The organism is Pseudobutyrivibrio ruminis, from assembly GCF_015057245.1.
GTDB classification, from domain to species: domain Bacteria; phylum Bacillota; class Clostridia; order Lachnospirales; family Lachnospiraceae; genus Pseudobutyrivibrio; species Pseudobutyrivibrio ruminis_E.
On sequence record NZ_SVET01000003.1, the window covers coordinates 191184 to 206051 of the forward strand.

The window sequence follows — 14868 nt, forward strand, 5'->3', positions numbered from 1 at the left end:
TCCGCTGGTTACGCTCTCACCAGCTCATCGGCTAACTTATTCTGTAGCAAATTTGCTTGTAATACCGTGTAGTACCTTGACTACTGTATCCATGCCCTCCGCTGTAATATGCTCCATTGGACCGTGGAAGTTGTAGCCACCTGTTCCAAGGTTTGGACAAGGTAATCCCATAAATGAAAGACGAGCACCATCTGTACCTCCACGGATAGCAACAGCCTTTGGATTCTCGCCAGCATCCTTTAATGCCTCGAAAGCGTAGTCGATAAGGAACATGTGAGGCTTGATCATCTCGAGCATGTTCTGATACTGGTCTCTGATGTTAAGCTCGCATGTGCCCTCACCATATTTCTGATTGATGATGTTAGCAGCATGCTCCATAACCTTTTTCTTCTCTTCGAATTTATCTGCATCGTGGTCACGAATAATGTACCAAAGCTTTGCCTCTGCAACATCTCCAGACATATCAAGAAGATGGAAGAATCCTTCGTATCCTTCTGTCTGACTAGGTGTCTGCGTTGGTGGAAGCATAGAATTAAACTCCATAGCAACAAGTGCTGCATTAACCATAATATCCTTTGCATCACCTGGGTGAATGTTTACACCGTTGAATTTAATCTTTGCTTCAGCTGCATTAAAGTTCTCGTACTCTACTGCGTTTTCTTCGCCACCGTCTACCGTATATGCGAAGTCAGCTCCAAAGTATTCAACATCAAAATGATCTGCACCAGCACCAATCTCCTCATCAGGTGTGAAAGCGATGCAAATCTTGCCGTGTGGCTCATCGCTTGCAAGAAGCTCCTCTGCAAATGTCATGATTTCAGCAATACCTGATTTATCATCAGCGCCTAAAAGTGTTGTTCCATCTGTGTGAATCAAAGTACGTCCCTTTAATTCCTTAAGGTGTGGGAAATCTGATACTTTAATTGTTCTACCAGATGTGCCAAGAACGATATCTTCACCGTTGTAGTTTTCCTCGATTATCGGATTTACGTTTTCACCACAGAAATCTGGCGCAGTATCCATGTGTGCAATAAAGCCAATTGCTTTTTTGTCCTCGTATCCCTTTGTTGCTGGGATGCTTGCATAAACATAGCACTTGTCGTCTACCTTTGCATCCTCGATGCCAAGGCCCTTCAATTCCTCAACAAGAATCTTTGCCAAATCAAACTGTCTGGCAGTTGAAGGAACTGTAGTGCTCTCTTCATCACTGGTTGTGTAAACCTTTACATAATTTAGTAGTCTTTCATAAGCTCGCATAACTAATCTCCAATATTATTTATAAACTTTAAGAAAGGTTCTCAGCGTACACTGAGAACCTTTTTCTTTCTAATTCGGAATGATTATTCCTCTTTTCAATGTGATTATTGGTTAATCATAAACTCCAATAATTTCTTTGCATCGTCTGGCTCGTATGCAATAAGCTCAAGCTCAGGAATGCTCTCATCAGCCTGGAAGATATTTGCAAGTGAAACAAACTGAGAAAGCTTTGACTTAAGATTAAGTCTGTCACCTTCACCTGTAACAAGCTCTACCTTTCCCTGGCAGCTATCGATAACCTTAAAAAATGCTTCTGTGTCCTTAATATTAGTAAGTTTCATAAATACCTCCTTATGGGTAAAAACAAACTGTTAACTATCTTTATCAATATAATATCAAACAAAATCTATTTATCAACAGATATACCGATAAATCAGGGATTTTTCCCACATAATTCACAATTTGTTATACATTAAATCTAAATGTGATTACATCACCATCGGCAACTACGTATTCCTTACCTTCCATACGTACAAGGCCCTTTTCCTTTGCAGCTGTCATAGAGCCGTTTGCCATAAGATCGTCATAGCTAACAACCTCTGCCTTGATGAATCCACGCTCGAAATCTGTGTGAATCTTTCCAGCAGCCTGTGGAGCCTTTGTGCCCTTCTTGATTGTCCAAGCACGTGTCTCGTCCTCACCTGATGTAAGGTAAGAGATAAGACCAAGAAGTCTGTAAGAAGCAGTGATAAGCTTATCAAGACCTGACTCTTCAAGTCCCATAGCCTCAAGGAACTCCTGCTTTTCTTCCTCTGACTCAAGCTCAGAAATCTCCTGCTCAATCTGAGCTGAGATAACGAATACCTCTGAACCTTCTTTCGAAGCGTACTCACGAACAGCCTGAACGTTTTTATTGTTTGCACCGTCATCCGCAAGATCCTCATCCTCTACGTTTGCAGCGTAAATAACTGGCTTTGCTGTAAGAAGGTTGTACTCCTTGAAGTAAGCTTCCTCGTCCTCATCATTAAGCTCGAATGTCTTTGCCATGTTGCCAGCTTCCATATGATCTAGAAGACGCTTCTGCATAGCCGCTTCCTTCTGAAGTGTCTTGTCCATACGAGCGCTGCGCTCAGTCTTTGAATAACGACGCTCCATAACTTCCATATCTGAGAAAAGAAGCTCAAGGTTGATTGTCTCGATATCACGAAGAGAATCGATGCTGCCATCAACGTGAACAACATTTGCATCCTCGAAGCAACGAACAACGTGAACGATTGCATCTACCTCACGGATGTTTGCAAGGAACTGGTTTCCAAGTCCCTCACCCTTTGATGCACCCTTTACAAGACCAGCGATATCAACGAATTCGATTGTAGCTGGAACTGTTTTCTTAGAGTTGTACATCTTTGTAAGCTCGTCAAGACGCTTATCAGGAACTGATACGACACCAACATTAGGGTCGATTGTAGCGAATGGATAGTTTGCTGCAAGTGCTCCTGCCTTTGTAAGTGAATTAAATAAAGTTGATTTGCCAACGTTTGGTAAACCTACGATTCCCAATTTCATGGTAATTTATCTCCTTCTATATATAAATATTCTTGCGTATTAAAAAATAAGTCTAAATCTAAAGTATATTACCATATTTCATAGAATATCTCTACTATAGAATGATATAGTTTATGCCTTCGGATATTTCCGCTCATCATTTGCTTCACTTTGGATTCGCAAAATATCCTGCCATGCTTCTTCATCAATTTCCCTACCAGCAAAATGCTTGTTGCGGTCATCTTCTGTTATTTTTCTTATTACGCGACAAGGATTTCCTGCTGCAATAGACCAGGCCGGGATATCCTTAGTCACTACAGAACCAGCACCAATTACTGTGTTATCTCCTATTCTTACACCAGGGCAAATTACCACATTTCCTCCAATCCACACATTGTTGCCTATGGTGACGTCTATTCCGTATTCATATAAAGTGTTTCTTGTTGCAGGATGAACTGGATGCCCCGCTGTATATATAGCTACATTAGGAGCTATCTGCACATTATCACCTATTCTAATACGCCCTACATCTAGCATGGTGCAATTATAGTTTGCAAAAAAATTCTTTCCCACCTCTATATGACTGCCATAGTCGCAATAAAAAGGAGGATTTATAAATGTATCACTATCTGATTTTCCTAGAAGCTTATTAACTATCTTCTTGATAGCATCGAAATCAGCCCTATCTACAGTATTCAGCTCCTGTGTAAGCCTTCTGGCTATCTTTTGTTCCTCAAATACCTCATCATCGGAAATATATACTAGTTCCTTGTCTCTTCGTTCGATGTTGTTCATTGTAAAACCTCCCTATATGCTTAGATATTAGACTTTTACCACTAGCATCAGCTGTATTCTGTCGCAAATAATACACATTGTTTTTTCTCTACCTCTCTAGTAATTATTCTTTCCATCCCAGTGGTAAATATTTTGCAAGTTTACCCCTGAATTCTACATAACCATCATCAAAAGTGGTAATCATTTCAATTATTTACCTCTGCATAACAAAAATCCAAATCAAAAGTGGTAATCATTCTTTAGATTTACCCCATGGAGTCATATTTATCGCTATACAGTGGTAATCAGGCCCTATTTTTACCACTAAATCTATGCATATTTATATCCCAGTGGTAAATCGCTCCCCACATAATGATTTATTGCCATTATTATCTTCTTCAATTATCCTTCTCAGCCAATTTCTTCTAAATTCATTCTGCTCAGGTGTGTGAAACCAATGCTCCCCATTAAGCATGACTGTAACTTCTGCACCTACCAATTCCGCAAATCCATTAATTGTATCTATTGTTTGGAAGTTATCATTTTCACCATATAAAATGAAAGTAGGTACGCTCCAAACAATTGGATGTTGTTTTACCCAAGTATAATATTCCCATGATAAATTTTCATATGTAGATAATTGGATTATCTTTTTATTCTCCAGCTCCTCATTGGACACATGTCCCCGTTTCATCATGTCTTGAATTAATCTTTCCATGTTTACAATTGGAGAAACAAAATATGCTCTATGAATATGTGCTTGAACACCTGATATCATTAAAAAGTAAGCACCTAGACTTGTAGCAATAACAGTAATAATTGAATATTTCTTGGCTAAGTCAGTAAAATACTCTTTAAACTCTATTTCTGCTTCCCATGGATTTTCCGATTTATAGTCAAAACCATATATATCATATTCCGTAAATAATGATTTAAACTCGTTAGCAGAGTCAGCTGTTCCCCCTTTTCCATGTATATATACTAAAGCTTTATCATACATCATATATCCCCCACATATTCAACATTACGTTGAATATAGCATATCCCACTCACTTCAACAACATGACAATTGTCATGTGCCTTTATGACGCAGTTCACTACAGATGTGACAAAAGTTTCGGTATTATAATCTCAGAACAAAACAAAAGAAACACAGCCAACGGCTGTAACACAAATAAAAAGGAGAAATGAAATGAGTAACACAGTAGTATCAATCGACAATTTAGTAAAACGATATGGTGAGAATGTAGCTGTAGATCACTTCTCATTAAGCATTGAAGAAGGGGAAATCCTTGGACTACTTGGTCCAAATGGTTCAGGAAAGACTACCACAATCAACTGTCTCCTTTCTCTTCTTACTTTTGATAAAGGGGATATCAAAATCTGGGGCAAAGAAATGAGTCCAGATGCCTACGATATTAAATCACAGATTGGTGTGGTAATGCAGAATGTGGCAGTTATCGATACCTTGAATGTGTACGAAAACGTAGATTTCTTCTGTGGACTTTATATAAAGGATAAGGCAACAAGAAAACAGTACGTTGAAGAAGCACTTGAGTTTACAGGCCTTACAGAATTCAAAAAGCAGAAGCCTAAAAAGCTTTCAGGGGGACTTCTTCGAAGACTTAACATAGCCTGCGGAATTGCTCACAAGCCAAAGCTAGTCATCTTTGATGAGCCAACAGTTGCTGTTGATCCACAAAGTAGAAATGCAATTCTCGAGGGTATCAAAAAAATGAACAAGGCCGGTGCAACGGTCATCTACACTTCACACTATATGGAGGAAGTTGAGGAGCTTTGTTCAAGAGTTGTAATTATGGATCACGGTAAAAACATTGCTAATGGAACTACAAACGAGCTTAAATCTTCTCTTATCAGCCGTGAAAAAATCCGCATCGGCCTGCCTGACAAATCACCTGAGATTCTTGCAGGACTCAAGGAAATCAACCACGTGTACAAGGTTAAGGAAGATGGAGATGATGTAGTAATCAAATGCGATGGCGGTGAGCACAATCTGGTTCACGTACTCAGTTACCTTACAGACAACAATGTTCCATTTGGCCGCGTAACTACCGAACTTCCTACTCTTAACGATGTGTTCTTGGAGATTACAGGAAAGGAGCTTAGAGACTAATGTTTATTAGAATCTTTACATACTCATTAAAAAATTTATCCAGAAAATACTGGCTGGTAGGCTGGAACTTTCTTTTCCCGCTGGTTCTTGCCACCGCTTTCTTTCTTGGATTTGGAAATCTCATAAAGGAAGATCCTGATACCTTCAAGACTTTGGAAGTAGGATATGTAAATGAACTTGATGAGTCAGCTGGCTTTGACCAGGTTCTAGAAGAGCTTTCCGAGGAAAATGATGAAGGAACTACAGTGCTTAATCTTCACACATACTCTTCAAAGGATGATGCTGTAAAAGCTATGAATAATGGAGATATCAAAGGCTTCTATCTGGAATCAGAAGATGGTGTCGAAACTATCATTATTTCAAATGGCTATGATTCCACAATCATGAACGAGATAGTTCGTGAATACGATAATTACACTGATGTAATCACGCAGATTGCTAAGGACCATCCTGAAAAAGTAGCTGATGCCATTGAGGCAATCACTTCTGAAAACAGCATCATCAGTGAATACAACTTTGGAAATGAAACCAGTCAGTACATCCAGTACTTCTACGCTTTGCTTGCAATGACATCACTTTTCAGCTCTTGGATTAGCACAGCAATCCTAGAAGGAATGTGTGCAAATATGTCTGAGATGGGCAAGCGAGTTGAATGTGCACCTACATCAAAGTTTATGAGCATTACTGCAAGCTTACTTGCTGGAGTTCTTTTACAAATTATTTCAAATATCATAGTTGTGATTTATATCCAATATATTTTAGGAATCAACCTGGGCGTGCCAATGGGAACTATGATTCTCCTTTGCACTATCGGCAGTGCTCTTGGTATTTCAACAGGAACACTGATGGGCTCTGTTATCAGAAATCCACGATTACTTGTGACCGTCCCACTGTTTTTCACAATGATATGTTCATTCTTCAGTGGATTAATGTGGGGACAGATTAAACAGATTATCCAGTATAACTGTCCTATCATCAACAAAATCAATCCTGCTGCACTACTTACAAACGCTATGTACGTTCGCTCAACCTACGGCGCCACAGCCGAATTCCACCAGGATGTCCTTATCATGTGCGGAATGATTGTAGGTTGTATCATCGTCGCATCCATATTCCTAAGGAGGAGAAAATATGTCAGTCTTTAATGCAATACTAAAATCAACCAAGGCTTGCCTTGTTACCATAATCGTATATTTTTCGGTCTTCGCATTATTTGGAAACATTTCTGCAAAGGCAACTGCCACCACAAAAGACACCTTGTTTGAGGATTCAGTGGTAAAGGTTGCTATTACAGATAATGATAATTCTGCATTGAGCCAAGGTTTAGTAGACTACCTTAAGGAAACTCAGAACGTAGTTGACCCACAGACCACATCCTTGGTTGAGATGAATGATAATGTTCGATTCCTTATCTACGACTATGCACTGATTATCCCACAGGATTTCTCAGAGCGTGCAAAAGCTGGAGAGACAGAAGATTTACTTGAATTCGTTGCACCTGGCGCTACAGCTCCACAGTTTTTGTTAACCGAGAAAATTCGTACCTATATGCAGGATGTTATGGTATATTTAAATAGTGGATATTCAGAGGAAGAGGCTATTGCCCTCACCAAAGAAAACATGATTAAGCTTTCTGATACAAAGGCCACTGTCATGGATACCTCTGATGAAAATCACCGCTCGTTCTACACTGGAATGTTTACATTTAACGGATATACGTTACTTATGATTCTTTGTATCTCTATTAGCTCAGTGCTTGGTTTTACAAAGGATAAGGATGTTAAAAACCGTATAAGCGTTAGTGGAATGCATTTCAAATCAAGAAATTTTGCAACCATCGCTGCAGTGTTCTGCATAGGCTTTATCATCACAGCAGCCGTAGTTTTATTTGTTGCACTAATGGGTATGGCTGATACAAACGAAAAGCTTTTATTCTACTGCATAAATGTCTTAGCATTGATGTTGATTGGAATGGGCATGGCCTACATGATTAGCGCAATCACTACAAATGAAAACATCATTAACATGATTACAAACATGTTTGTACTTTCAATGAGTTTCTTATGCGGTGTATTTATCGACCTACAGTTTTTATCACCATCCATTGTAAAGTTTGCGCACTTCCTGCCACTTTATTGGTACACTGCTACAATAAGACTCATTAATGACACTCCTATAGATAAAATTTTAGGAAAAACATTCTTTGAATACTTGCTTATAGAGGTGCTTTTCGCTTGTCTCTTCTTTGCAGCCGGCCTAATCATCTCTAAGAAAAAGGAGCAATATGCTGTATGATATAATCATCAGGCTTTTAGGAGCCATTGGTTTAACATTACTAATAAACACAAATGGCATTACCACTATTTCAGTGGTAATGTCTGTTTGTGTTTTTTTATTAATGGAAATTAGCGTTATCGTAAATACGAAGATTATATATTCAATCCTTACAGCTATTCCATTTATTTTGACTGGAGGCTATCTAGTGTCCGTCGGTGCTGACAATCTTTTAATCAACTTCGCACTGATTCTAATATTGGCAAGCTTCACCGTCATATCTATCCTGCTTTACAACAAAATGACTTTTTATAAGCATGATTTGCATCGCACCAGAGATGACAGTATCGAGCTGGAAGAAATGCTAAAAAGCAAAAATAAAGCTTTGCTTATGGAGCAGGATCAGCAGGTACATCTTGCTACCCTTGCGGAACGTAACCGTATTGCCAGGGAGATTCACGATAATGTTGGCCATCTTCTCTCTCGTGGAATCCTATTGCTTGGTGCCATCATCACAGTAAACAAAGATGAAACTATCGCTCCTCAGTTAAAGATGCTTTCGGACACCCTGGATGAGTCGATGGAAAAGATGCGAAGCTCCGTACATGATTTACATGATGATTCAATCGACTTAAAGAAAAATATAGATGAAATACTTGGAGAACTAAAAAGCTTTACCGTAAATACGGAATTGGATTTAGACGAAGCACTTCCAACAGAGGTTAAGCTTTCAATTATTGGTATTCTCAAGGAATCTATTACAAACATCCTTAAGCATTCCAATGGCGATTCGGTAGCTGTCATCCTTCATCAAAACAACAGCTTCTGCACTATTTCCATTACTGACAACGGAACCCTAACTCCAGAGCAGAAAGCTCGGATTTCCACAGAAGGCTATGATGGAATTGGACTTACCAACATTAAAAACAGAGCCAGCTCCCTTGGTGGAGAAGCTTACTTTTATTTAAACGATGGCTTTACAGTGTTTGCCAGATTACCTTTTGAAAACAAGCGAGGATAGATTATGGAAAAGAAAAGAATTTTACTTGTAGATGATGATGAACTTATCACAATGTCGCTAGAGATGATTATCTCTGCTGAGGCTGATTTTGAAATAGTTGGAAAAGGTGGAAGCGGTCGTGAAGCTGTAGCTCTCTATGATGAGCTTGAGCCAGATTTGCTTCTTATGGACATCCGTATGGCTGATATGAATGGACTTGAGGCGGCTGAAGAGATTCTCGAAAAGCATCGTGATGCCACTATTCTCTTCCTAACTACATTTTCAGATGATGAATATATCGTAAAAGCGTTAAAGCTAGGGGTAAAAGGCTACTTACTTAAGCAAGATTACAAATCTCTTCCTGCTGCGCTTCACGCTGCAATCAACGGTCAAAGCGTATTTGGAGGAGCTGTCATCGACAAACTTCCTACTCTCATGAATCAGGCCAACACCGATGATGAGGGCTTTGATTATCGTAAATACGATATATCAGAAAAAGAATTTGAAGTCATCCAGCTTGTTGCTGAAGGCTTTTCAAACAAAGAAATCTCCCAGAAGCTTTTCCTTTCAGAGGGTACAGTTAGAAACTATCTGTCCACCATCCTAGAAAAGTTAAATCTGAGAGATCGTACTCAACTTGCTATATTCTACTTGAAGCATGAATAAAAAAGCTGGCAGCAATGCCAGCTTTTTCTTATTCCACAACCTTTATATAACTGCTTACACAGTAAAGAACTTGTCCATTGTATTCTACACGTGACCAGCCATATTCGTTGTTGATACCTGTTCGAATGGCTGTCTGACCTGCGCTAAGTGTGGCTACTACTTGAGAATCAGCATCTGTAACACTTGGCTTTGAACGAAGGTTTACAACTTCCTTTGCAGTAACTGTTTCATTTACATCTGTAAACTTAGTTTTAAAGCCAGGTGCCTGAGCTGGTGCTTCCTCTGCTGCCGGAGCTTGCTCAGCTGGCGCTGCAGATTGTGCAGGTGCACTTAAATCTGTGGTCAAATAACTTGATACAGCGTAGTATGTGGCGCCGTTATAAACAACTCTAGACCAACCGCTTGTGCTTGTGCCAGTTCTTGTAGCTGTCTGGCCATTTTCAAGGGTAACCATTACCTTACTATCTGAGCCCTGGCTAGGCTTATCACGGAGGTTTGTCTTGCTCTTTGCTGTGACAGTCTCATTAACCTCTGTAAACTTCATCAATGCTTCCACATCAGCTGATGCTGTAGCTCGTTCTGAAGTATCCTTGGCAGTTTCTGTGCCGTTGTACCCAAAGTATGCTACATCCACATCCACCTTTTTAGTAATACCAGGGATTGTTCCCTGATTGGTGTACTGCCACATATCGTATTTGAATCCAGCCGATGGTCCTGTAGCAAGATTTGAAGAATCCTGATTGTACCAGGCCATCCAGATTTTGTACTTGGCACCAATTGTGGATGTGTTCCATTTTGCATCTGATGCCATTTCATTCTTAGAAGCATAAAAGATTGGAGTATATCCTTTGTTATAAACTTCTCCAAGAAATGCTATAGCAATATTGCTTCTGTCATCCTTTGTAAGATTGTACTGGCGGCTAGTGCTGTTTTCGAAGCCCTCGCAGTTGTATCCTACTGGATATGTAATTGGATACTGAGCTACATAGCTTGCAACCCAATCAGCCTCTTCTATGGCTTCATCCTTTGTAACTGCAGTAGAGAAGAAATAGGCTCCGATTTTTATGCCATTTTTCTCTGCTTCCTGCATGTTGTATTTTGCATTTGTATCTGGCTTAATTTCTCCTGTTGTGGAGTCTCTATAGCCGACACGAATCATTGCAAAATTAATCCCTGAGCTGGCAACCTGAGCCCAATCAATAGTGCCCTGGAATTTTGATACGTCGATTCCGTATGTGGTGGTGCTGTTTTCTCCAACATTGCTGGCATTAACAATATCCTCCACATTTACCGAAGCTCCCTGCTCTGACTGAGTTGAAGCCCCTGGGTCTTCCGCATCAGTCTCATCTGTTGTCTCTTCTGTCTCCTCAGGCTCTACCACTTCAACTGTAGTTCCATCCTCAGGCTCTTCATTTGCAACATCTACTTCTGCCGCAACCTCAACAGGCTCATCATCCGTACCTTTTACCTTTTTGACGATGAGAACTGTACCCAATACCAATACTACAAGTCCTAGACAGCAAGCAGCCATCATCAACTGCCTTCTACGTCTCAATCTTCTGCGACGTCTGCTACTTCCACGATGTCCGTTATTCATTTTTATTCTCCCAATTATTTAATAGCCGCTAAAAACTTCTTGGCTAAATCTTTGTCCGCAGAGTCTTCTCTGTAGATTCCATACACATTCCATGTATATGAGTCTTTAATGACTAGTGGTTTTATTTCATCTGTTTCTGGAAAGAATCTTGGTGAAATACCAAGGCCTGCCCTATTCTTTACCAAAAGATATAATGATTCACCTTCATCTACCTTAGCAATAATATTTGGTGCAAAACCATTGAGATGGCATGCATTCACAATATCATGATATACACGATATTTCTCATTCATGGAAATGATTTTCTCATCCCTCAGATCTTTTAACTCAATTTGACTTTCATTCCAAAATCTATGTCCTTTATAGACATAAACCACCAAATCAACCGCTTTTACGTGTTCGCAGACTACGCCTGTTAAAGATTGCTTTCCTACTACAAATCCAAAGCTTATTTCATCATTTACCACCTGCTGGATTACATTTTCATTTTCATACTCATACCAGCTGGCGAGAATCTCAGGATTATCCGCCATAAAAGATGCAACACTAGGAACGTCGATTGCTCTAATTGTTCCTGCTGCAAATCCCACCTTGAAACGTTTTTCTTTATCATTTAACGCCTCAATTGATGAAAACAAATCATTTAAATCTCGACTTATTGTTTTAGATCTTTCGTAGAATAATCTTCCACTTTCAGTTGGAATGAAACCTTCCTTGGACCTAATGAACAAACTGGTTCCAAATTCATCCTCAATGCTCTTAATAATTTTACTAAGGCCCTGTGGTGATAGAAACAGTTTGTTGGCTGCCGCCTGTAGATTTCTTTCCTCATATACAGCTTGAAAACATTTAAAATTTCTTGTATTCATAAAATTAATTATAGAATAAATGACCTTGATAGACAATATGTCCATCAAGGCCATTCACGGGGGAGTAAAAAAATTATACGAAAAAAGTGGTTATTAAACTAATTTATATTAAATGTGGTTTGCTACTTCAAAGGCATCCCAAATACCATACATGATATTTGAAACCTGTCTAGCATCACCAAGGAGATAAACCTCATCAAGCTCGTTCTTGTACTGGTTGTAAAGAGTGTTCTCGCTAGCATAACCAACACAAAGAACTACGCTATCAGCATTAAGTTCCTTTGTCTCTTCTCCAACAGTAGCTGAAAGAACGCCATTGTTGAAGCCTGTAACGCGAGCACCTGTAACAACATCGATGCCGTTGAAAGGAATAAGCTTTTCAAGCATTTCTTTGTTTGCTGAACAAAGTGGTCCGTTCACTGCCATAAGCTTATCAAGTGCCTCAACGATAGTTACCTTCTTGCCCTTCTGAGCAAGATCAAGTGCAAGCTCGCAACCTACAAGTCCACCACCAACAACGATAACATTGTTGCCAGCTTCCTTCTGTCCAAGAAGTACCTGCTCTGCTGAGTAAACCTTCTCATCATCGCCAAGTGAGAACATCTTTGGACGAGAACCTGTAGCCATGATAACTGCATCAAAGCTCTTATCGAGAATTTCCTTCTCTGTAGCCTTTGTGTTAAGGTGAACCTCCACACCAAGACGAGTCATTTCATCCTCGTACCATTTTGCAAGGGCGATATCGTCCTCCTTGAATGCTGGAGCACCACCAGGGATAAGGTTTCCACCAAGGCGTCCTGCTGCCTCGTAAAGAACTGGCTCATGTCCTCTTTCTGCAAGTACACGTGCAGCCTCGCAACCTGCTACACCACCACCTACAACAAGAACTCTCTTCTTCTTTACGATTGGGTTGTATGTGTTAAGTCTTTCCTTACCAGCCTGTGGGTTAACAGCACAGTTGATAAGTGAGTATGTCTGGATACGTCCCATACAGCCTTCCTGACAGCTGATACATGGACGAATCTGGCTAAGCTTGTTTGTACGAATCTTGTTTACGATATCTGGATCTGCAAGTGTTGGACGACCAAGTGAAATCATGTCGCAGATATCATTGTTTAAGCAATCAAGTGCTGTATCTGGATTGTCAACACGGCCTGCCATAATAACAGGGATGTTTACATGCTCCTTTGTAATCTTTGCAAATTCCTTGTAAGGAGCCTTCTCCATATACATTGGTGGGTGATTCCACCACCATGCATCGTATGTTCCTGCATCTACATCAAGGGCATCATAACCATACTTCTCAAGAAGCTTTGCAGCCTCGATACCTTCCTCGATGTCGCGTCCCTTCTCTTCGAATTCCTCGCCTGGAAGAGCACCTTCTCTGAAGTCCTTAATCATAGACTTAAGTGAGAATCTCATTGCAACTGGGAAGTCCCATCCACATGTCTTTGCGATTTCCTCACGGATTTCCTTAGCAAAACGAAGTCTGTTCTCTAAGCTTCCGCCGTACTCATCATTTCTCTGGTTGAAGAATGAAATAGCAAACTGGTCAATAAGGTATCCTTCGTGAACAGCATGGATTTCAACACCATCGAAACCAGCGCGCTTTGCATTGTATGCGCCTTTACCAAAGCTTTCTACAATACCATGAATCTCCTCTACAGTAAGTGGACGACATGTTTTGTCTAACCATCTGTGAGGTACTGCTGATGCAGAAACAGGTGGGAACTCACCTAAGTTTGTTGGGATAGTAACACGTCCGAATCCACCTGACATCTGTAAGAAAATCTTTGAGCCATAAGCATGTACACGCTCGGTCATCTCGCGGCTAGTTCTTACGAACTGAACTGGGTTGTATGTTGAGTTTGGTGTGTTAGGGAATGAAGGCTTCTCTACCTCTGTATCAGAGAAAGTAACACCTGTAATGATAAGACCAATGCCACCCTGAGCACGTCTTGTGTAGTAATCAATACCTCTGTCATTCCATCCACCTTCGCAATCTCCAAGACCAAGTGGTCCCATTGGAGCCATTGCGTAACGGTTCTTAATTTCGAGCTTGCCAATTTTAATAGGCTCGAAAAGTCCTTGATACTTCAATTTATTTCCTCCTTTTACATTTAACAATTAATTTGCCGGCACATTGTTAAATATTTATCATCTATGTCTATATTTTAACCATTAAATGCAACAAAGGCCATCAACATACAGTTGATGGCCTTTATCAAAAAGGATACTATTAATTTTCGTCTTCAATTTCCTCAAGGAAATCTTCTACATTGTAGAGCTCTCCCTCTACCTTATCTACGTAGATATTACCGTCTAAGTGATCGATTTCATGAAGAAGTGCTCTTGCCATAAGCTCCTCACCTTCCACGATAATCTCTTCCATATCTTCGTTTAATGCCTTTACCTTTGCATAATTTGGGCGAGTTACGATACCTGTCTTTCCTGGTACTGAAAGGCATCCCTCGCTGCCTGTCTGCTCGCCAGATGTTTCAATAACCTCTGGGTTGATAAGAACAACTGGGCCCTCACCTATATCGATAACGCAGATACGACGAAGAACGCCAACCTGTGGTGCAGCAAGACCTACACCGTCTGCATCATACATTGTATCAAGCATGTCCTCGATAAGTGTCTTAAGACGTGGTGTAAGCTCCTTTACTGGCTTACACTTCTTAAGTAAAACATCGTCTTTACCATATTCTCTAATTTCTAAAAGTGCCATAATAATTCCTTTCTAAAATCC

At 40.1% G+C, this 14868-nt stretch carries 14 protein-coding genes; 5 read left to right on the forward strand and 9 right to left on the reverse strand.

What is annotated here, in order from left to right; genetic code table 11:
• Nucleotides 1-36: 36 nt before the first annotated feature.
• The 5 genes from pepT to E7274_RS04640 form a co-directional block, all read right to left on the reverse strand.
• Complete coding sequence (pepT, locus tag E7274_RS04620) at nt 37-1257, reverse strand: peptidase T (RefSeq protein ID WP_304174114.1); 1221 nt, start codon at nt 1255-1257, stop codon at nt 37-39.
• A gap of 104 nt (nt 1258-1361) precedes the next feature.
• Nucleotides 1362-1598: a hypothetical protein gene (locus E7274_RS04625; protein WP_033154554.1), complete on the reverse strand. Its 237-nt coding sequence runs from the start codon at nt 1596-1598 to the stop codon at nt 1362-1364.
• Nucleotides 1599-1722: 124 nt separating this feature from the next.
• Complete coding sequence (ychF, locus tag E7274_RS04630; RefSeq protein ID WP_304174117.1) at nt 1723-2823, reverse strand: redox-regulated ATPase YchF; 1101 nt, start codon at nt 2821-2823, stop codon at nt 1723-1725.
• Nucleotides 2824-2934: 111 nt separating this feature from the next.
• Nucleotides 2935-3597, reverse strand: a complete 663-nt coding sequence (locus tag E7274_RS04635; protein ID WP_304174118.1) for a sugar O-acetyltransferase — start codon at nt 3595-3597, stop codon at nt 2935-2937.
• Nucleotides 3598-3916: 319 nt separating this feature from the next.
• Entirely contained in the window at nt 3917-4579 is a 663-nt protein-coding gene (locus E7274_RS04640) for an alpha/beta hydrolase (RefSeq protein WP_304174121.1), read from the reverse strand.
• A gap of 189 nt (nt 4580-4768) precedes the next feature.
• Between E7274_RS04640 and E7274_RS04645 the strand changes: the two genes are divergently transcribed.
• From E7274_RS04645 to E7274_RS04665, 5 genes are read left to right on the forward strand one after another with little or no spacing between them, the layout of a single operon-like run.
• Nucleotides 4769-5710: an ABC transporter ATP-binding protein gene (locus tag E7274_RS04645; protein WP_304174123.1), complete on the forward strand. Its 942-nt coding sequence runs from the start codon at nt 4769-4771 to the stop codon at nt 5708-5710.
• On the forward strand, nt 5710-6855 hold the full coding sequence (locus tag E7274_RS04650; RefSeq protein WP_304174125.1) for an ABC transporter permease: 1146 nt from the start codon (nt 5710-5712) through the stop codon (nt 6853-6855). The genes E7274_RS04645 and E7274_RS04650 overlap by 1 nt, the downstream gene beginning before the upstream one ends.
• Entirely contained in the window at nt 6842-8005 is a 1164-nt protein-coding gene (locus tag E7274_RS04655) for an ABC transporter permease (RefSeq protein WP_304174127.1), read from the forward strand. The genes E7274_RS04650 and E7274_RS04655 overlap by 14 nt, the downstream gene beginning before the upstream one ends.
• Nucleotides 7995-9005 (forward strand): sensor histidine kinase, encoded by a 1011-nt coding sequence (locus E7274_RS04660; RefSeq protein WP_304174129.1) that lies wholly within the window; start codon nt 7995-7997, stop codon nt 9003-9005. Before E7274_RS04655 ends, E7274_RS04660 begins: the two co-directional genes overlap by 11 nt.
• Before the next feature lie 3 nt (nt 9006-9008).
• A complete protein-coding gene (locus E7274_RS04665; protein ID WP_304174131.1) occupies nt 9009-9650 on the forward strand; it encodes a response regulator in 642 nt (213 codons plus the stop codon).
• Between the two features lie 28 nt (nt 9651-9678).
• Here E7274_RS04665 and E7274_RS04670 read toward each other — a convergent pair whose 3' ends face one another.
• The 4 genes from E7274_RS04670 to def form a co-directional block, all read right to left on the reverse strand.
• Complete coding sequence (locus E7274_RS04670) at nt 9679-11247, reverse strand: GH25 family lysozyme (protein ID WP_304174132.1); 1569 nt, start codon at nt 11245-11247, stop codon at nt 9679-9681.
• A gap of 14 nt (nt 11248-11261) precedes the next feature.
• Nucleotides 11262-12116, reverse strand: coding sequence for a LysR family transcriptional regulator (locus E7274_RS04675; RefSeq protein ID WP_304174134.1), 855 nt, complete (start codon nt 12114-12116; stop codon nt 11262-11264).
• A gap of 108 nt (nt 12117-12224) precedes the next feature.
• Nucleotides 12225-14216, reverse strand: coding sequence for an oxidoreductase (locus tag E7274_RS04680; RefSeq protein WP_304174136.1), 1992 nt, complete (start codon nt 14214-14216; stop codon nt 12225-12227).
• Nucleotides 14217-14355: 139 nt separating this feature from the next.
• A complete protein-coding gene (gene def / locus E7274_RS04685) occupies nt 14356-14847 on the reverse strand; it encodes a peptide deformylase (RefSeq protein WP_090480201.1) in 492 nt (163 codons plus the stop codon).
• Nucleotides 14848-14868 lie beyond the last annotated feature (21 nt).

Excerpts from the sequence above, each read along its gene's own strand:
- pepT (WP_304174114.1), bottom strand. The coding sequence starts at position 1,257 with ATGCGAGCTTATGAAAGACTACTAAATTATGTAAAGGTTTACACAACC.
- E7274_RS04625 (WP_033154554.1), bottom strand. The coding sequence starts at position 1,598 with ATGAAACTTACTAATATTAAGGACACAGAAGCATTTTTTAAGGTTATC.
- ychF (WP_304174117.1), bottom strand. The coding sequence starts at position 2,823 with ATGAAATTGGGAATCGTAGGTTTACCAAACGTTGGCAAATCAACTTTA.
- E7274_RS04635 (WP_304174118.1), bottom strand. The coding sequence starts at position 3,597 with ATGAACAACATCGAACGAAGAGACAAGGAACTAGTATATATTTCCGAT.
- E7274_RS04640 (WP_304174121.1), bottom strand. The coding sequence starts at position 4,579 with ATGATGTATGATAAAGCTTTAGTATATATACATGGAAAAGGGGGAACA.
- E7274_RS04645 (WP_304174123.1), top strand. The coding sequence starts at position 4,769 with ATGAGTAACACAGTAGTATCAATCGACAATTTAGTAAAACGATATGGT.
- E7274_RS04650 (WP_304174125.1), top strand. The coding sequence starts at position 5,710 with ATGTTTATTAGAATCTTTACATACTCATTAAAAAATTTATCCAGAAAA.
- E7274_RS04655 (WP_304174127.1), top strand. The coding sequence starts at position 6,842 with ATGTCAGTCTTTAATGCAATACTAAAATCAACCAAGGCTTGCCTTGTT.
- E7274_RS04660 (WP_304174129.1), top strand. The coding sequence starts at position 7,995 with ATGCTGTATGATATAATCATCAGGCTTTTAGGAGCCATTGGTTTAACA.
- E7274_RS04665 (WP_304174131.1), top strand. The coding sequence starts at position 9,009 with ATGGAAAAGAAAAGAATTTTACTTGTAGATGATGATGAACTTATCACA.
- E7274_RS04670 (WP_304174132.1), bottom strand. The coding sequence starts at position 11,247 with ATGAATAACGGACATCGTGGAAGTAGCAGACGTCGCAGAAGATTGAGA.
- E7274_RS04675 (WP_304174134.1), bottom strand. The coding sequence starts at position 12,116 with ATGAATACAAGAAATTTTAAATGTTTTCAAGCTGTATATGAGGAAAGA.
- def (WP_090480201.1), bottom strand. The coding sequence starts at position 14,847 with ATGGCACTTTTAGAAATTAGAGAATATGGTAAAGACGATGTTTTACTT.